We start from the raw sequence: 18,412 nt of genomic DNA on the forward strand, positions 1-18,412 counted from the left end.
CGAGGGGTTTTTCGTTTGCGAAACGCAGCTGAATGGGCACGGCGCGGCCGGGAAATCGGGATCTACGCCCTGATCGGCGGATTCCTGACAGTAATTCGCCCCTATAACGGGTCCGGCAACCTGCCCCTCTGGGCGGCGTACCTATTCTGGACCGGCCTCGTCATCGCCGGCAGCTACACCGCAGAGATGACCCGGATCACCCTGGAGCGCAGCGGCGCCCGCCTGCCCCTGCCGATCTTGCTCGCGGTGGTCTCGGTGACCTCGGCGCTCACGGTTACGGCGCTGATCATCCTGCTCGAATACATGGTATCAGGACGCCTATTCTCCGCCGGTCAGCTACCACATCTGTTCGGCCTGGTCTGGGTGATCGCCGCCGCCATGACTGCGGTCGGTTTCATGATAGAGCGCACGGTTCTCGCCCCGGTCTCCGAACCCGTGCCGGGCGCCAGCCCGGAGGAGACGTTCCTGTCACGGCTGCCAGTGAAATACCGGACGGCGAAGCTCTACGCGGTTTCCTCCGAAGATCATTACCTCAGGGTCCATACCAGCCATGGCGAGGAGCTGATCCTGATGCGGCTGGCCGATGCGATGCGGGAGCTTGCCGGCGCAGACGGGCTTCAGGTTCACCGGTCCTGGTGGGTGGCAAAGGGCGCCGTTACCGACACGCGCAAACAGGGCGGCAAGCTGAGCCTCGTTCTCGCCTCCGGCAAGGAAGCGCCTGTTTCCAGGACATTCCTGCCCGAGGTAAAAGCTGCGGGCCTCGCGGCCTAGAGGGCGATATCGGTTACCGGCTCGGTCGAGCTGAGCAGTCGCTTCACGAACTCGATATGGCTGCGCAGCTGGTAGAGGTCTTCATTGTAAGACAGCGGCACTTCCAGCTTGCCGACCTCCACTTGCAGCTTTTCCAGTGACCGGAGCACGCCGGAGCGCGCCTCGCCGGGCGCAAGCGCCCTGCCCTTCTCTTCCAGCTCCCGCAGGTCTTCATACCAGACGTATATCTTCCGGCGGACGCGCCAGCGATAGATCGGCGGGGCGGCCCGCACGAGCGGAATAGCGAGCGTCAGCAGCGGGATTGCGAGCACCCAGGCCCGGTCCAGAAAGTTTGCGACGCTGAACGGAAAGTAGCGCCTCAGGAAGGAAGGCCCATCCTGATAATAACGGGCAACCTGCTTGCTGACCGGCAGGTCGACATTGACCATGTTCGGAAACTCGCCGCCCTCGGTGAACACGCTCGGCTCGGAATGAACCAGCACGGCCGAATCCAGCAGCAGGGCCTCAATCGCCGGATGGACATCCTTGCGTACGGTCAGCTGAGCGATCGCGGCCACCAGTGGCACATCCTCAGCCGGAATGTCGGCGCCAACATCAATCACGCCGCGGATCAGCGTTACCGAGGATAGTGCCTCTTCCCGCCGGGCAAGCGCCTCGGCCCGCTCGAATGACAGCAGGCGAACTTCATTCGAACGCATCAGCGCCTGAATGTAGGGCGCATCTGCCGCCGCCGCGAAAGCGGCTGCGTCAATCTCCCCGGCAAACAGGGCTGCCTGGGAATCCGTGCTGCCAAGCTTCTGGCGAGCCGCCTCCGGCCAGGCGCCGCCATATTGCTGCTGGATCGAGAGCGCCAGCGCGCGGGTGCCCGAGCCTTCGGCGCCAATGGAAAGACGCGCGCCCCGAAGGTCTGAAAAGCTCTGCGCAGGATAATCGGCCCGGACGAATATCCAGAAGGGCTCCTCAAAGATACCGCCGGCAGAGCGGAGGATTTCTGCGTCTTCTGAGCGGGCGAGGCCGCCCTGAACGATGGCCACATCGGCCACCCCCTCTTCCAGCAAGCGCAGATTATCGATGGAGCCGGCCGTGTCGACGAGTTCGACTTCAATGCCCTGATCTTCGAGCAGCCGCTGATAGCGCTCCGCATAGGCATGATACGCGCCGCCTGGCGCGCCAGCGGCAAATTTGATCTTTCCGGGAGGCGCCGGGTCCATTGCCGACAAAGCCCATACGAAACCGATGAGCGCGACCACGATCAACGGCCCATAGATTTTCCAGAAGTCCCTGCCCGGCATGCCGCCTCGTCCCTGCTATTGCTGCCCCAGTTCCAGCCGTCGCCATTAGAACTGCCGTGGGCGCAGTTGCAACCGGCGCCGCGGGGAGAATGAGGCTCATGCCTTGTGATAGGGCGTTCCGGCAAGGATTGTCATCGCGCGGTAAATCTGCTCGGCGAGCATCGCGCGCACCAGCCTGTGGGGCCAGGTCTGCACGCCGAAGGCCAACGTTTGGGGCGCCGCAGCGCGCACCTCCTGCGAATATCCTTCAGCCCCACCAATCAGGAAACAGGTGTCGCGCAAGCCATCATCGCGCAGGCGAGAAAGGCGCGACGCGAATGCCCCAGAGGTCAGGTTCTCGCCGCCCTCGTCCAGGCGAATGATGCGGGCGCCGTCCGGGATCCGCGCAAGCAGCCGCGCGCCCTCAGCATCCATGCCGCCGCCACTGGCAACTTCCGCCTCGTCTGGTCCCTTGAACCCCAGACCGCGCGCCATGGCGCCTGCGCGTCGCAGATAATCATCGGTGAGATCGCGTTCCGGCCCGTCCTTAAGGCGGCCGACGCCGAGAATCTGGAGGCGCATGCCTCAGGTCGCGTTGGAGCGATGGGCCGATTTGTCGGACGCCCAGATCTTCTCGAGATTGTAGAATTCACGCACTTCGGGGCGGAACAGGTGAACAATCACATCGCCTGTATCGATCAGCACCCAATCAGCATTGGGCATGCCTTCGACGCTCGGCGTACGCCCGGTCAACTTCTTCACTTCTTGTGCGACATGGTCTGCGAGCGCCGCAACGTGGCGGCCGGAGCGCCCGGATGCGATGATCATGAAGTCAGCAAGGGACGATTTGCCCTGCAGTTCCACAACGATCAGATCCTCGGCCTTGTCGTCTTCGAGGAGTTTGGAGAGCGCGTCAGCAATCGACCTGATCTCGTCGAGCGTGGCGTTTTTCGGGGGTTGGACCCGTGAGGTGGCGGATGACAGGGCAAGGGCTCCTTATTTGGTTGGTCGTTGAAACTACCATGTATGGGCGATTTCAACCAGCAAAAAGCCTTTATCCACCTGCTGACCGGGCAAGATGCAGCCGGTTAACCGCACGGCCACGTTCAGACAGGATACAGGGATTTAAATGTAAGTTGCCAGAAAATCGCCGTATCTTGCAGCGATGTAATAGGTTCCCCGCCTTCCCAAAGTCAGGATCTGTATGATGCGTGCCCCTCTCTTGCTTCTCCCTCTGATTGCTCTCCTGCCGCTTAGCAATTGCGCGGTGGCCGCGATTGGAACGGCAGGCGCCGTCGGGCTCGCCGCCAGCAAGGACCAGACGATCGGCCAATCTCTGGACGACACCGCTGCCTCAAACCAGATCAAGACCTGGCTGCTGACCGAAAGCACCGCGCGTTTCAGCGAAGTGGATGTGGAAGTCGCCGGTGGCCTCGTCCTGCTCACCGGCCGGGTCTACGGGGCCGAGGATCGCACCCTTGCCGAAGGTTTCGCTTGGCGCTCGGCCTACACCCAGGATGTCGCCAATGAGCTGAAGATCGAACAGCCGGGCGGTTTCTTTGCCAACGTCTCGGACGAGGTGATCTCGGGCCGGGTACGCGCGCGCCTGATCGGCTCCAGCAAGGTGAAAAGCGTGAACTACAATGTCGAGACCTATGACGGGGTCGTCTACCTGATGGGCGTTGCTCGCACGTCCGAAGAACTGCGCAAGGCCGCCGAGGAAGCGAGCCTTGTTGGCGGCGTGAAACAGGTGGTCTCCTATGTTCGCGTCGTTGAAGAAGTGCAGCGTCCTGCAGCGCCAACGACGCAGATGCCGCCTGCCCCCTCTTATCAACCGCAGCCAGGCAGCGCATATGAAAGCGAAGCGCTGCCCGAACTTCGCGGCGTAAGTTATTGAGCCGGAAGCGGGCGGGGCCGGTCCCCCTCCACTGACCTTCCGGCAAAGCCGGAAGGAAAGACCGCGTGACGCTTCGTATTGCCATCCAGATGGACCCGCTGGAGCGGGTGAACATCGACGGGGACACCACATTCGCCCTGGCCGAGATCGCACAGGCGCGCGGCGCCGAGATATTTGTCTATGGCCCGGCGGATTTGTCGATGTCGGGCAAAGGCCGCATCACGGCCTGGGCGCGTCCGGCAAAGGTGCAGCGGGTGCGCGAAACCCCCGGTATCTTTGGCGAATATGTCCGCCTTGATCTTGCGAGCGATGTAGATGTCGTCCTGATGCGGCAGGACCCGCCATTCGACCTTGCCTACATCACGGCCTGCCACCTTCTGGAGGCCATCTCCGGACAGACGCTTGTGGTCAACGACCCGGCAGGTGTCCGCTCAAGCCCGGAGAAAATTTTTCCGCTCATGTATCACGATCTGATGCCGCCGACGCAGGTGACGCGGGACAAGGCAGTGATCGATGCGTTTCGCGACGAGTACAGAGACATCATCGTCAAGCCGCTCTACGGGCATGGCGGCGCCGGAGTATTCCGCCTGACGTATGAAGATCCCAATCTCGACTCCCTGTTGGAACTGTTCCTGTCAAAATCGCCTGAGCCGGTGATGGTGCAGGCCTTCCTGCCTGCCGTGTCTGAAGGCGACAAGCGCATCATCTTGATCGATGGCGAGCCGGCTGGCGCCATCAATCGCAAACCGAAATCCGGCCAGGTGCGGTCCAATCTTGTTGTTGGCGGAACGGCGGAAGCCACTGAGCTGTCTCCGGCAGACCTGAGAATCTGCGAGGCGATCGGACCGGAGCTGCGCCGCCGCGGCCTGACCCTTACCGGCATCGATGTGATCGGCGGGCGCCTGACAGAGGTGAATGTGACATCGCCGACGGGACTTCAGGCCCTGAAACGCCTCTCCGGCATTGATGCTGCTGCCAAATTCTGGGACGTTGTGCAGGCAAAGCTTGCTGGCGCCTGACGCCTGATCCATTCTTGGGGAATGCTTATGAAACCGCTGACCGCCCTCCTCTTCCTCACCATCGCCGCAACCGGTGTTGCATGTTCCGATGCCGTGAAATCGAATGCGGAAGCCGCCCCTGCCCCCACCGGCAGCGAGCCGCTTCCCGTCGACACATCGACCGCTACGTCCGAGACTGAACTGGGCGGCACGCTCAACCTGAATATCGGCGGCAGCCAGGCTTCGAGCTCCGGCCGCCTTCTGGGTTCAGGCGGGCTCAGCGGCAGCAGTGATAGCGGGATCGTCCTTGGCTCCGGCGGGCTCGCTGGTGGCAATTTCGGGTCCGGGCCTGATCTGGGCATCGAGCTTGAGGAGGATGATGCCTCTTCGCTCCTGACTGCGCCGGGCGATCAGCCCAAGACCCCGGCTTCTGACGAAGACGACATCGTTCGCCTGCCGAACTGACGCAGCACCGCGTCAGCCGGCGAGGCTCTCGCCTTCCATCCAATCGCTACACACTTTCACCGCCTCGGGCAGAAGCTCGGGGCGTTCGATGTAGTAATGGTCCGCGCCCTTGATATCCTTGTAGACCTTCCGGTCGTGGCTGACGGCATCAAACAGGCGTTGGGCATGGCTGGGTGTGCAGGCCAGATCGGCCGTGTTGTTGAGCACCAGCACCGGGCAGGAAATCCGGCCCGCATTGCCGAGGCCGTCCGCGTTGGTGGTGTCGAAGCCCCATTGCGAGAGCCAGGACCGGAGCGTGGTGAAACGGGCAAGGCCCACAGGGCCGTCATTGGCGATACGTGGCTCCCCCAGATAACAGGTATAGGGTCGCCGGTCTGAAGGCTCCTGCGTCGGATCAGTCCAGCAGACATTCGCCATCGTGCCGTGAACGGTGAAAGCGCGCTCCATGTTATGGTCGCCCTTACGGCGGAAATCTTCCAGCGTCTCCCGAACCCAGGCAGTGATCCGCCGGTTCCGGTCCAGCTGGGCGGCACGAAACTTTGCGACGAATGCCTGCGTATAGGGCGGCTGGTCGGGGCAGGACGGATCGTAGATGTTCAAGGCCGGATCACGATCGAATGGCCGTGTTTCGTCAGTGATGGAGGGATCCATCCATTCGGTCAGCGTCACCGCCCGGCTGACATGCGCCGCGAGCAGCATGATCCCATCCGCGGGCGGTAGGTCCTTCTTGGTGAGATCGTATGGATCGCCTGCTGGCGTCTCCGTCAACGTCGTCTTCTCTGCCTGATCCTGATAAAAAAGCGAAAGCGAACCACCACCAGACCAGCCGCCGAGAATAACACGTTCATATCCGAGTTTCGTGCGCGCATGCGCCACGCATGCCCCCAGGTCAGCAACGCATTTCTCCATGATCAGCGCTGTGTCGTTTCCACGATATCGCGTGTTGCAATAGATCACATGATGGCCAGCATGAGCGAGCGCAGCCACAAGCGGCAGAAAAGAACCGCCGCCGATCGGATGGGAAAAAATGACAACGCTGCGCGCGCTGGTTCCCGCACGGAAGATACGCATGCACTCGACGACAACCCTCTCTCCTGCCCCACCGTAAACATCCTTAAAGCCGGATGTTTCCGAGTGCAGAACCACATAAGGCTCGCGGACCAGTCTGTGCTGGTTTGACATCGGCGCCTTCCTCCTTGCCCCGATTGAAGTTGAGGCACATTATACGTTCGGAGCGCCGGGGCAACGGCGCCGCAAGGTCAAGGCCAAAGCGCCAGGGGAGACAAAGTCATGATCAAGGTGAACGGCATCCATCACATCGCCATCATGGCGGCAGACATTCGCGAGCATATTGCTTTCTTTTCGGATGTTCTTGGCTGCAAGCTGTCGGCAATCTTCGACATGCACGGCGTGCCCGGCGGTGTTCACGCTTTCCTGCACATGGACGATCATTCCTACTTTTCAGTGGTGGAGCTGCCGCAGGTGAAGGACATCCCGATCCAGCTGGGCATCACCCATGCAGGCACGGGCGCGGCTCCCTCTGCCCCCGGAACAATGCAGCATCTTGCCTTCCGGGTGGATACAACCGACGAGCTGCTCGCCATTCGGGACCGCATCCGCAAGAAAGGCGTGAACGTCATTGGGCCCCTGGATCATGCAATGTGCCAATCCATCTATTTTGCGGGCCCCGACCAGCTGACCCTCGAAGTGGCATGTTCGGATGAAGCCATCAATCCGGAAGCCTGGATCGATCCTGCCGTGATTGCGCGCCTTGGAATTTCCGACGCGGATTTGGCACGCTACAAAAGTCCCGATCCCTATGCTGGCGAAGGCGGCAAGGTTGCCCAGCCACCCTTCGACCCGGCAAAGCCACATCAAGCTTATCCCGAGCCAATGTATAAAGCGATGCTGGCCGCGCCGGACGAGATGATCACCAAATCGGCGAAGTTCGAACCACCTGTAAAGGTCGGCGCCTAGCTGCTGCGCGCGATATCTTTCAGGCGGTAGACCAGGTCCAACGCCTCGCGTGGTGTCAGATTGTCCGGGTCCGCCGCGGCAACGGCCTCCGCAAGCGCAGAACTTTCCTGCGAAATTTCCGGGGCCGGATCTTCTGCAACCATGGCAAACAGGGGCAAATTCTCTGAAGCAGAGGGCCCCGCCTCCAGCTTCTTCAGGATCTGGCCCGCGCGGGAAACGGCTGAGCGTGGGAGGCCCGCGAGCTTGGCGACCTGCACCCCGTAAGACCTGTCTGCAGGGCCGGGTTGAACTTCATGCAGGAAGATCAGATCCTGCTTCCATTCCCGCGCCTTGAGCGATGCGTTGGACGCTGCCGACAAACGGCCCGCAAGATCAGTCAGCTCATGATAGTGTGTCGCAAAGATGGCGCGGCACTTGTTCGTGTCGTGAAGATGTTCGGCAGCCGCCCAGGCGATTGCCAGACCATCCCAGGTTGCCGTGCCGCGGCCAACTTCATCCAGAATCACAAAGCTTTCAGGCGTCGCCTGATTGAGGATTGCGGCGGTTTCCACCATTTCGACCATAAAGGTCGACCGCCCGCGCGCCAGATCATCGGACGCGCCGACGCGGGAGAATACCCGGTCAGCAAGGCCGAGCCGGAATGACGAAGCTGGTACGAATGCGCCAGATTGCGCCAGAATGACCGCAAGCGCCGATTGGCGCAGATAGGTCGATTTACCGGCCATGTTCGGTCCGGTAACCAGCAGGAATCGCGGCGCAGATTGACCGTCGGCGTCCAGCACTAGATCGTTTGCGGTAAAGCCCTTGCCATCCCTCCGAAGCGCCGCCTCGACGACCGGGTGGCGCAGCCCCTTAGCCTCGAAAACCGGACGCGCATCGAGTTCCGGACGCACGGCTCCCGATTCATCAGCCCAAACAGCATTGCTCGCGGCCACATCAAGTTCAGCCAGCGCTGCCGCTACGATAGCAAGCGGGCCGGCCAACTCTTCCGTCCGGGAACAGAGCGCTTCAAAGATGGCAATCTCGCGGGCCTTGGCCTCATCATCCGCACGGCTGATCCGCCCGGCGATATCTGCGAGTTCATGAGTAGAGAAACGTACCGCGCCGGCCATGGTCTGGCGATGGATGAAGTCCGAAGACAGCGGCGCCCGCATCATCGGGTCAGCTTTCGCAGCGGGCACCTCGATGAAATAGCCCAGCACGTTGTTGAACTTGACCTTGAGCGCAGCAATACCCGTCTGGTCAGCATACTTAGCCTGCAGCTCCGCAATCACGCGGCGGCTGCCGTCCCTCAGGGAACGGACCTCATCGAGCGACGCGTCCCAGCCTTCGGCCACAAACCCGCCATCCCGGGCGAGCATCGGCGGCGCATCACTGATAGCGCGCGCAATATCTTCCGCCAACGCCCTAACCGACGGCGTATCGGAGAGGCCGAGCGTTCTGGCAACATCGGCAAGGCGCGGCGGCAGGTTGGTGCCCAGAACCCCGGACGCTTCGGCGCCGGAAAGCACCGCCTTCGACAGCGCCAGAAGGTCGCGCGGACCACCCCTGCCGAGATTAAGGCGCATGCACGCGCGCTCAAGATCTGGCGCAGTCTTGAGCTGCAGGCGGACATCTTCCAGCAGACGCATATCTGCCAGCAGGTAAGAGACGGCATCATACCTGGAGGTAATCTCGGCTATGCTGCGCGAGGGCCGACCCAGCCGCGCGCCGAGGAGCCGGGCGCCCGGCGCAGTCACGGTGCGGTCGATCACAGCCAGCAAAGTACCATCCCGGCCTCCGCTGATGCTGCGATCGATTTCAAGGCTGGCGCGCGTCGCAGGATCAATCAGAAGAAGGCCACCTGCTTCAGGTCGCCTCGGCGCCCGCAATCGGATAGGCGCGCCCGCCTGGGTGAGGCGTACATAATCAAGCAGCAGTCCGGCAGCGGCGAGTTCGACGCGGGAAAACTCACCAAGTGAATCAAGCGCAGCGATGCCGAACACGTCTTTCAGGAGCGCTTCGCCCGCTTTTGCCGATGCGGCGCGCCCCGGTCGCTCGGTCACCGGCGCACTGAGGAAACCGCGTGCTTCTTGTACGGCGGGCCGGTCAGCATCTTCCTGCGCCACGACGAGTTCGCTGAGCGGCCAGGCAAGGAGTGCCTCCCCGAGACGGGCGGCGGGGATCGCAGCAAGATCGAATGCGCCGGTCGAGACATCGCAAACTGCAATCGCCGCGTCCCCTGCTCCGGAAAAGGCAATCGCAGCAAGCGCCTGCCCCTGCCTCGCCGGCAGGAGCGCATCCTCGGTCAATGTCCCCGGCGTCACGATACGGACCACGCCGCGCTGCACGATCGACTTCGAGCCGCGCTTCTTCGCTTCGGCCGGAGACTCCATCTGCTCGCAGACGGCGACGCGGCAGCCCGCCTTGATCAGGCGGGCCAGATAGCCCTCTGCCGCATGAAAAGGCACGCCTGCCATAGGAATGGGCTGGCCGTCATGTTCGCCCCGCGCGGTCAAGGTGATGTCGAGGATGCGGGCGGCCTCCACGGCATCTTCGAAGAACAACTCATAGAAATCCCCCATCCGGAAGAACAGGAGCGCATCGGAATGCTGCGATTTGATCGACAGGTACTGCGCCATGAATGGCGTCGGTTCTGCGGCGGCGGGGGGGCGAGCGGTATCTGGCATGGCGCGGCAAGCTAGCCCGGCTGCCGCGGATTCGCAAAGCAGTGCGGCACCTGCGCACGGAATTCGCTGTTGGCAGGGCGTCCGGCGCGGCCTAGACGGGACGGACTAAGATAAACACCGACAAAAACTGTCTGAGCGATCCCGAAATGACCACGCAGCGTCCGAACTTCACCGACCAGGAAGCCCTAGATTTTCACTCCCAGCCGACCGCTGGCAAGATTTCCATGGCGCCGACCAAGCCCATGGGCACCCAGCGAGACCTCTCCCTTGCCTACAGCCCCGGCGTTGCCATTCCGGTGCTGGCGATCGCGGAGAATGCCGACAAGGCGTATGACTATACGTCGAAAGGCAACATGGTGGCCGTCATCTCCAACGGTACGGCGATCCTGGGCCTCGGCAATTTAGGCCCCATGGCATCGAAGCCGGTGATGGAGGGCAAGTCGGTCCTCTTCAAACGCTTCGCCGATATCGACAGTTTTGACATCGAAGTTGACACGACCGACGCCAATGATTTCATCCGTACAGTCCGCAACATCGGCTCCACCTGGGGTGGCATCAACCTCGAAGACATCTCCGCACCAGATTGCTTCATCATCGAGAGCCGCCTGCGCGAAGAACTCGATATCCCGGTTTTCCATGATGACCAGCACGGCACCGCGATCATTGCCGCTGCCGGCCTGATCAACGCTTGCGAGATTACCGGTCGCAAGATGTCGGATGTGAAGGTCGCCGTTTCCGGCGCCGGCGCCGCCGGCCTCTCGGTTGCCGGCCTCATTCGCCATCTCGGCGTGCCCGCCGAGAACATCCTCATCTGCGACACTGCCGGCGTCGTCTATGAAGGCCGCACGGAGAAGATGGACCAGTTCAAGTCCGCCTTCGCCGTGAAAACCAAGAAGCGTACCCTGGCTGAAGCCATGGACGGCGCGGACGTGTTTCTGGGCCTGTCGGTGAAAGGTGCCGTCACAAAGGAAATGGTCAAGGCGATGGCGAAGAACCCCATCATCTTCGCCATGGCCAACCCGGACCCGGAAATCACGCCGGAAGAAATCAAATCGGTCCGCGACGACGCGATCATCGCCACCGGCCGTTCCGACTATCCCAACCAGGTCAACAACGTACTTGGCTTCCCCTATATCTTCCGCGGCGCGCTGGACGTGCGGGCCCGGAGCATCAATGAAGAGATGAAGGTTGCCTGCGCGCGCGCTCTTGCTGAACTTGCGCGCGAAGACGTGCCCGATGAAGTTGCCGCCGCTTATCATGGCGCCCGTCCGAGCTTCGGCCGCGACTACATCATCCCGACGCCGTTTGACCCGCGCCTGATCAGCTTCATTCCGCCCTTCGTCGCGCAAGCCGCAATGGACACCGGCGTTGCCCGCAAGCCTATCGCGGACATGGACGCCTACCGCCGTTCACTGGCGCGCCGCGCCGACCCTTCGGCGTCCTTCCTTCAGGGCGTGCAGGCCCGCGCGCGCGATCTTCAGCGCCGTATAGTCTTTGCCGAAGGCGAAGAACCTGCCGTCGTGCGCGCCGCATTCAGCTTCAAGAACCAGGGCCTCGGCCATCCAATCCTGATCGGCCGGGAAGCACAGGTGGAGCGCGCGATGGAGCAGATGGGCATCCCGCTCGGCTCGCTCGATATCATCAATGCGCGCCTGTCCGACAAGAACCCCGTTTATGTCGACATGCTTTACGAGCGTCTGCAGCGTCAGGGTTATCTGAAGCGCGACGTTCAGCGCCTCGTGAACCAGGACCGCAACATCTTCGGCAGCTGTATGCTGAAGAATGGCGATGCTGACGGCATGGTCACTGGCGTCACGCGCAGCTACGACGCTGCGCTGCAAGACGCGATGATGGTGCTAGACCCCATTCCGGGCCAGGCGGTCATCGGCATGTCGATGGTCATCAATCTCGGCAAGACGATCTTCATCGCCGACACCAGCGTGCACGAGCTTCCTGATGGTCCAACACTGGCTAGCATCGCCATGGAAGCGGCTCGCGCCGTTCGTGGCCTCGGCTTCACACCGCGCGTCGCGTTCCTTTCCTACTCGACCTTCGGCAATCCGATGGGTGAGCGCGGGGACCGTGTGCGCGAAGCCGTCGCCCTCCTCGATCAGCGCACGGACATCGACTTCGAGTATGAAGGCGACGTCAATGCCGATGTGGCGATGAACCCGAACCACCGCCTGCTCTACCCGTTCTCGCGCCTCACAGGCCCGGCGAACGTGCTGGTGATGCCGGCGATCCACTCGGCGTCCATTGCAACCAACCTGCTCGAGGCGATGAGCCGCTCGACGGTAATCGGACCCATGCTGCTCGGCCTCGAAAAGCCCGTTCAGATCGCATCGCTTGGCGCAACCGTCGGCGACATCGTCGACCTCGCAACGATAGCCGCCTACGATACCGATCGCGTCTGAAGCGGCCGACGAATTTGGAACATCAGGCTCCGGCTGCTTCTTCGGCAGCCGGAGTTTTTATTCTGGCCTGCCGCATCCATTCCAGAACGGACAGCAACACAGCGACACCGCCGAGCCAGAATGTGACCAGGAACACCGTGTAAAAGCCCTGGCGCTCAATCATTTCGCCAAGCCAGGGACGACCGAGCGTCCCGATCAGCATACTGAGCGATCCGAGCAGGGCGTACTGGACTGCCGCAAAGCGGGGGTTCACCACGGATGTGAGATAGGCGACAACCGCTACACTGGCAAAACCGCCGGCAAGATTCTCGCCGGCGATTGCCAGCATCAGGCGCGCCATCCGGGCTCCGGCTTCCGCGCCCTGCCCCTCCGGTGAAATGGAAGCCGCCCAGCCTGCAAAGGCGCGGATCGGGTCTGCCAGCATGGTCCACTCAAGGAAGGCATCTATTGCCGCGCCGCCGCGCGAAAGATCGGCAAACAGGAGGTTGGTCGCCGCAGCAAGGATCGCCCCGATGACCAGCACCGGCATACGCCCGATAGCGCTGATGATGACCACGCCAATCGCGGCGCCAGCCATCGTCATCAACACGCCGAAGAATTTCGATGCGACAGCAACATCTGCCATCGAGTGGCCAATCGCGCCATTCTCCGTCCCTAGATAGAACGGATAGGCAAACGCACCCCAGACAGAATCGGTAAAGCGGTAGGTGAGCGCCAGCAACAGGACCAGCAAAGCGCCCCAGCCAAGCCGGCTGATAAGCTCCATCAGAGGATCGAAGATCGCCCGGAACAGGGACCGCAGCACTTTGGGACCAACGCCATCTCCCACTGCATCGGGCAGGCTTGTGCCAGGGGTTCGGCCATGGCGCAGAAGCATGATTGTCGCCAGAAGGGCGGGCAACATTACCGTCAACCCGACGATCAGCGACCCCTGCTCTCGCACGAACGCGCTGCCGCTGGGCGGGGGCACGAACGTCAAGGATGCAAAGACGTGCCAGGCGATCAGCGCGATGGCAATCGCCCAACCAAGTGATACGGCAATCGTGTAGCCCTGCAGCGTCTTGTCCGGAACGGACGATTGGAAACTCTCGCGGGAGCTTGATGGTTCTGCCGACAATTCCGGCTCCGGCGCGATGAAAGTACCAGAAATCGCCAAAACCATCATCAGGGCGATAAGGCCATACACAACAGCCCAGCCGAGCCATTCCGCCAGCAGAAGCGCAAGGAACCCGGTGACAAAGGTCGAAGCGCGATACCCGAACTGGTAAAGCGCTGACATCAAGTCCTTGTCTTCCTCGTTGCGGGCAACTTCGATCCGCCAGGCATCCAGTACCGTGTCATGTGTGGCTGAAAGGAGCGCAACTCCGAGGGCAATGATCGCGATCAGGCCAATGTGGCTGCCAGGGTCGGAGAAGGGAAGAACCAGAAGCAATACGGCAATCGGGACCTGGAGCGTCAGAAGCCAAGTTCGCCGCGGGCCAAGCAATGGTTTGGGATGGCGCGCCGTCTGAAACGCAGGTGACCAGAGGTATTTGAACGCGTAGCCAAGTGTGATCAGCGAAAGCGTACCGATGGTTGAGGGCGTAACCCCCTCAACCGTGAGCCAGGCATTGAGCGTGCCGAGCACGGCGCCATATGGCAAGCCGGCTGCCAGCGCGAGCAGGAGCATCGCAGCCATCCGCCTGTCCCGAAGCGCGCGCATGGCGCGAATGAAGCGCGGGGTTCCCTTGACGGCTTCCGTCTCTGCCGCCCCTGTCATGCAGCGCCCGCTACGGCGCCCGGCCGCCCGGTCCAGCGAAGCGCGAGACGGCGCAAGGCTTCCGCGTCGAGCGGCTTGGCGGCGACACCATCTGCGCCCGCCTCCCGCGCCCGGCGTTCGATCTCGGGATTGATCTCCGCAGACACGGCAATCACCGGTCGGTCAAATCCGCCGGCCCGAAGACGGCGCATGGCTTCAAATCCATCCATGACCGGCATTCTCAGGTCCATCAGCACCAGGTCCGGCTCCATCCGCTCAGTTGCTTCGAGGGCTTCGCTGCCCGTTGCCGCAACTGTTACGGTAAATCCTGCCGATTCCAAGGCGCGCCGTGCAATCAGCGCATTAACGGGATTGTCATCCGCGATCAGCACGCGGCCCACCCCGGCAGAGGCCTCAACCTCGTCAATTGCATCACGTCCGGCCCGGGCGAGTTGGATGCGTTCGGCCACAGAGGTCATCCGCAACGGGCGCACGAGCCAACCGATACAGCCGAGCGCGCGGAACCGCGAAATTGCGCCACGATCTTCCGGCCGCAGCACGACCAGGGAAGGCACACGTCCCGCCATCGCCGCGACCGCCGCTTCGGGCAGATCGGCCCCGATCAGCAACATGTCGATCCCGTCGGGAAGCTGCCCGGTCGCCATATCCACCTGAAGCGCTTCAGCTCCCATCGCCGCCAACCCGGCTGAAAGCGAAAGGCCCGTTCCGGGCGGAAGGCCCGCAAGCCCGACCCGTCCTCCGATCAGCGGCAGCGGATCAGCCGGCGGCTTGGAAGAGCGCTCCAGCGGCAGGTAGACGCTGAAACACGCGCCTTCCCCTGGCGCCGAGGTGACTTCAATACGCCCGCCCAGAAGGTCTGTCAGGCGCTTTACGATAGCCAGCCCGAGGCCAACCCCGCCATCACGGTACGCGTCCCCTGCAGCGGTCTGCCGGAAGGCATCAAACAGGCGGGCCTGATCGGCCGGGGCGATGCCTGGGCCAGTGTCGCGGATGTGGAAGGCAAGCCCCTCCCCTATCGCCACTGCATCAACAAGCACAGCGCCGCGCGTCGTAAACTTAAGGGCGTTACCAACGAGATTGAACAGGATCTGCCGGATGCGGCCTGCATCCCCCATGAATGATGGCATTGGCGTCGGCAAAGCGCGCACGGCAAGGTCCAACCCAGCCGCATGGGCCCGCGGGCTCAGCAGTTCGATCACCTCGCCGCAGAGCCGCGCCGGGCAGAAATTCTCCGCCTCGATCTCAACTGCGGACGCGTCCAGCCGTGCATAGTCCAGAACGTTGTTCAGGAGATCGAGCAGACGGGCGCCGGACAGTCGGATCGTCTCGGCATATTCGCGCTGCGCCGGCGACAGCTCCGTCTCAAGCAACAGCGAAACCGTGCCGAGAATTCCGTTCAGCGGCGTGCGGATTTCATGGCTGGCTGTCGCCAGAAAGGTTTGCTGAGGCGACTCGGGCGCCGGCATGCGTGAAGAATCCTGTGTCATGGCGCCGGAGCCTATCGCAAAGGCTTAAGAAGAGGCTTAACCGCCACACCGTCGGCCTAACCTATCGGGCAAGCGCCCCTTCGCCCGGACGGGATACTTCGCTGGCGGGGCGATGACGGTAACTCAACGCTTCAGCCAGATGCACGCGCCGCACATTCTCAGCGCCATCAAGATCGGCAATTGTTCGGGCCACTTTGAGCACGCGCGTGTAACCGCGCGCCGTCAGACGCAGCTTTTCCGCCGCCTCCGACAGGAGCGCAGCGCCGGCGGCATCAGGCTGGATCATCCGGTCAAGTGCGCCGGAGGGAATATCGGCATTGACCGGCCGCAATCCTTTCTCACCTACCTCCGACAGCCGCTCTGTCTGAATCTCCCGCGCCCTCGCCACGCGCGCGCGCACTTCAGCGGTGCCTTCCGGCGGCGCAGGCAGGGACAGGTCAACCGCCGTCACCGGCGGCGTTTCATAGAAGAGGTCGATCCGATCGAGGAAGGGTCCGGAAATCCGCGCTTGATAATCGGCTGCGCAGCGCGGCCCCCTGGCGCAGGCCGCCGCCCCGGTTCCGCCACCACACCGGCAAGGGTTCATCGCCGCAACCAGCTGGAAGCGCGCAGGGTACCTCACATGCCGGTTTGCCCGTGCAATCATCGCCTCGCCTGCTTCCAATGGTTGGCGCAGGCTGTCGAGCACCGAGCCAGAAAACTCCGGCAACTCGTCTAGAAACAGAACGCCGTGATGGGCCAGCGAGACTTCGCCAGGCTTTGCCTTGATACCCCCGCCCACAAGGGCCGCCATTGAGGCCGAATGGTGCGGCGCGCGGAACGGCCGGCTGCGCGAGAGACGCCCCCTCTGCAATAGTCCGGCAACTGACTGAATTTGGGAGACCTCCAGCAACTCCCGCGCTGAAAGCGGTGGCAGGATACCGGGGAGACGCTGCGCAAGCATCGATTTTCCCGATCCGGGTGGGCCACAGAAAAGAAGGTTGTGTCCACCCGCCGCCGCAATTTCCAGAACGCGCTTGGCGCCCTCCTGCCCTTTTACATCGCGCAGGTCCGGCCCAGTCTCTGTCTCGTCGAGTTCGCCTTTCTCCGGGGGCCGCAATACGGCGCGGCCAGAGAAGTGATTGACCAGTGAAATCAGGCTGGGCGCGGCTAAAACGTCCCCGCCCGACCAGGCTGCTTCCGTGCCGCCTGCGGCAGGGCAGATCAGGCTGAGCCCCATCGCTTCGGCAGCCATCGCTGCCGGGAGGACGCCCGCTGTTTCTCCAAGCCGGCCATCCAGTGACAACTCTCCGATCGCTGCGTATCGCTCCAGCTGATCCTGCGGAATGATTCCCAGGATGGCGAGGAGCGCAAGTGCAATCGCCAGATCGTAATGGCTGCCCTCCTTGGGCAGGTCCGCGGGCGCAAGGTTGACGATCACCCGTTTGGGCGGCAGCGCCAAACCGAGCGACATCAGCGCCGCGCGCACGCGCTCCCGGCTTTCGCCAACCGCCTTGTCAGGCAGGCCGACCACCTGGAACGCCGGGTTACCGCCTACCAGCTGCACCTGTACATCGACAGGCTGGGCTTCGACCCCCTCAAAGGCAAAGGTTGTTACCCGGCTGACCATTCCCGCGCTCCCCATCTCCCAACAGGGAAATCGTTAACACGCGAATACGAACAAATAAAGAACAAATTTAACCGGCGGGCGCAGCTGCCTCAACCGATCCGAGCGCGGCCCGCAGCACGTCGAGCCCCGCGCCTTTCTTCACGCCCAGCTCCGAAAGTGTCCGCCGCCACTGCCGGGCGCCAGGTTTGCCGGCAAACAGGCCGAGCATATGCCGCGTCATGGCATGCAGATTTGTGCCTTCTGCCAACCGCGCTGCAATGTAAGGCTCATACGCGCGCACCGCGTCGCCCGGCTCCACGATGCTTCCCTCGCCAAAGAGTTCCGCATCGACATGGCCGAGCAGGTCCGGCGTCTGATAGGCCGCGCGGCCAAGCATCACGCCGTCAAATCCACCAAGATGCTCCCGGCACTGATCGATGGTTGAAATGCCACCATTGAGGATGATCGTGAGGTCCGGACGCGCGGCTTTCAATTCGGCGACCAGCCCGTAATCAAGTGGCGGTATCTCCCGGTTCTCCTTGGGGCTGAGGCCCTTCAGCCAGGCTTTGCGAGCATGCACCGTGAATACAGAGCAACCTGCCGCAGAGACTTTGTCGATGAAGGTAAACAGGGTCTCTCGCGCGGGAAGATCATCGATTGCAATACGGTTCTTCACTGTCACCGGAATGGAGACGGCATTTCGCATTGCCGCGACACAGTCAGCCACCAGATCGGGCTCCGCCATCAGGCAGGCACCAAACGCGCCCGATTGAACCCGATCGGAAGGGCAGCCGCAATTGAGGTTCACTTCATCATAGCCAAAGCCTTCAGCGATCCGCGCGGCCTCGGCAAGCTTTGCTGGATCCGAGCCGCCCAGCTGCAGCACCAGCGGATGCTCCCGCTCATCATAACCGATCAGCCGCGCGCGATCTCCGTGAATCACGGCGTCTGCCGTCACCATTTCGGTCCAAAGCAGCGCCCGCTTCGACAGCACACGGTGAAACGCCCGGCAATGCCGGTCCGTCCAATCCATCATCGGCGCGACGGAGAATCTGTAATCGATCATCTTCTGCATACCGGTGCCTGCCCGTCCGCGGTGCCGGAATGCCGGCGCCC

At 62.5% G+C, this 18,412-nt stretch carries 15 protein-coding genes; 6 read left to right on the forward strand and 9 right to left on the reverse strand.

Translation table 11 applies throughout. From position 1 onward, the window contains the following. Positions 1-15 precede the first annotated feature (15 nt). Positions 16-771 carry a LytTR family DNA-binding domain-containing protein gene (locus tag K1X12_RS02315; RefSeq protein ID WP_220986029.1) on the forward strand — a complete coding sequence of 252 codons (756 nt, stop codon included), beginning with the start codon at positions 16-18 and terminating at the stop codon, positions 769-771. On the opposite strand, the gene K1X12_RS02320 is transcribed toward K1X12_RS02315, so the two are convergent. The 3 genes from K1X12_RS02320 to rsfS form a co-directional block, all read right to left on the reverse strand. After that, the gene (locus K1X12_RS02320) at positions 768-2,063 is read right to left on the reverse strand and encodes a TAXI family TRAP transporter solute-binding subunit (protein ID WP_220986030.1); all 1,296 of its coding nucleotides are present in this window, start codon (positions 2,061-2,063) and stop codon (positions 768-770) included. The genes K1X12_RS02315 and K1X12_RS02320 overlap by 4 nt on opposite strands. 96 nt (positions 2,064-2,159) lie before the next feature. Continuing rightward, positions 2,160-2,624 carry a 23S rRNA (pseudouridine(1915)-N(3))-methyltransferase RlmH gene (rlmH, locus tag K1X12_RS02325; RefSeq protein WP_220986031.1) on the reverse strand — a complete coding sequence of 155 codons (465 nt, stop codon included), beginning with the start codon at positions 2,622-2,624 and terminating at the stop codon, positions 2,160-2,162. Between the two features lie 3 nt (positions 2,625-2,627). Further along, the gene (gene rsfS / locus K1X12_RS02330; protein ID WP_439649732.1) at positions 2,628-2,963 is read right to left on the reverse strand and encodes a ribosome silencing factor; all 336 of its coding nucleotides are present in this window, start codon (positions 2,961-2,963) and stop codon (positions 2,628-2,630) included. A 286-nt stretch (positions 2,964-3,249) separates the two neighbouring features. Between rsfS and K1X12_RS02335 the strand changes: the two genes are divergently transcribed. The 3 genes from K1X12_RS02335 to K1X12_RS02345 all read left to right on the forward strand — a co-directional run bounded on the left by K1X12_RS02335 (position 3,250) and on the right by K1X12_RS02345 (position 5,402). After that, positions 3,250-3,939 (forward strand): BON domain-containing protein, encoded by a 690-nt coding sequence (locus K1X12_RS02335; RefSeq protein WP_225907841.1) that lies wholly within the window; start codon positions 3,250-3,252, stop codon positions 3,937-3,939. A gap of 65 nt (positions 3,940-4,004) precedes the next feature. Continuing rightward, positions 4,005-4,958: a glutathione synthase gene (gshB, locus tag K1X12_RS02340; protein ID WP_220986033.1), complete on the forward strand. Its 954-nt coding sequence runs from the start codon at positions 4,005-4,007 to the stop codon at positions 4,956-4,958. 27 nt (positions 4,959-4,985) lie between these two features. Beyond that, a complete protein-coding gene (locus K1X12_RS02345) occupies positions 4,986-5,402 on the forward strand; it encodes a hypothetical protein (RefSeq protein WP_220986034.1) in 417 nt (138 codons plus the stop codon). A gap of 12 nt (positions 5,403-5,414) precedes the next feature. Here the strand turns inward: K1X12_RS02345 and K1X12_RS02350 are convergent, their stop codons facing one another. Continuing rightward, positions 5,415-6,584, reverse strand: coding sequence for an alpha/beta hydrolase family protein (locus tag K1X12_RS02350; RefSeq protein WP_220986035.1), 1,170 nt, complete (start codon positions 6,582-6,584; stop codon positions 5,415-5,417). A gap of 108 nt (positions 6,585-6,692) precedes the next feature. Between K1X12_RS02350 and K1X12_RS02355 the strand changes: the two genes are divergently transcribed. Beyond that, positions 6,693-7,379, forward strand: a complete 687-nt coding sequence (locus K1X12_RS02355; protein ID WP_220986036.1) for a VOC family protein — start codon at positions 6,693-6,695, stop codon at positions 7,377-7,379. Here the strand turns inward: K1X12_RS02355 and mutS are convergent. Continuing rightward, entirely contained in the window at positions 7,376-10,048 is a 2,673-nt protein-coding gene (gene mutS, locus K1X12_RS02360; RefSeq protein ID WP_220986037.1) for a DNA mismatch repair protein MutS, read from the reverse strand. The two genes, K1X12_RS02355 and mutS, sit on opposite strands and share 4 nt — an antisense overlap. A 146-nt stretch (positions 10,049-10,194) precedes the next feature. Here mutS and K1X12_RS02365 point away from each other — a divergent pair, with 146 nt between their 5' ends. After that, a complete protein-coding gene (locus tag K1X12_RS02365) occupies positions 10,195-12,462 on the forward strand; it encodes an NADP-dependent malic enzyme (protein ID WP_220986038.1) in 2,268 nt (755 codons plus the stop codon). Between the two features lie 22 nt (positions 12,463-12,484). On the opposite strand, the gene K1X12_RS02370 is transcribed toward K1X12_RS02365, so the two are convergent. The 4 genes from K1X12_RS02370 to dusA form a co-directional block, all read right to left on the reverse strand. Beyond that, on the reverse strand, positions 12,485-14,221 hold the full coding sequence (locus K1X12_RS02370) for an AmpG family muropeptide MFS transporter (protein WP_220986039.1): 1,737 nt from the start codon (positions 14,219-14,221) through the stop codon (positions 12,485-12,487). Further along, complete coding sequence (locus K1X12_RS02375; protein WP_225907842.1) at positions 14,218-15,687, reverse strand: ATP-binding protein; 1,470 nt, start codon at positions 15,685-15,687, stop codon at positions 14,218-14,220. The genes K1X12_RS02370 and K1X12_RS02375 overlap by 4 nt, the downstream gene beginning before the upstream one ends. A gap of 82 nt (positions 15,688-15,769) precedes the next feature. Continuing rightward, entirely contained in the window at positions 15,770-17,317 is a 1,548-nt protein-coding gene (locus K1X12_RS02380; RefSeq protein WP_220986041.1) for a YifB family Mg chelatase-like AAA ATPase, read from the reverse strand. Positions 17,318-17,384: 67 nt separating this feature from the next. Then, positions 17,385-18,371 carry a tRNA dihydrouridine(20/20a) synthase DusA gene (gene dusA, locus K1X12_RS02385; protein ID WP_220986042.1) on the reverse strand — a complete coding sequence of 329 codons (987 nt, stop codon included), beginning with the start codon at positions 18,369-18,371 and terminating at the stop codon, positions 17,385-17,387. Positions 18,372-18,412 lie beyond the last annotated feature (41 nt).

This window comes from Hyphomonas sediminis, from assembly GCF_019679475.1.
Classification (GTDB): Bacteria; Pseudomonadota; Alphaproteobacteria; order Caulobacterales; family Hyphomonadaceae; genus Hyphomonas; species Hyphomonas sediminis.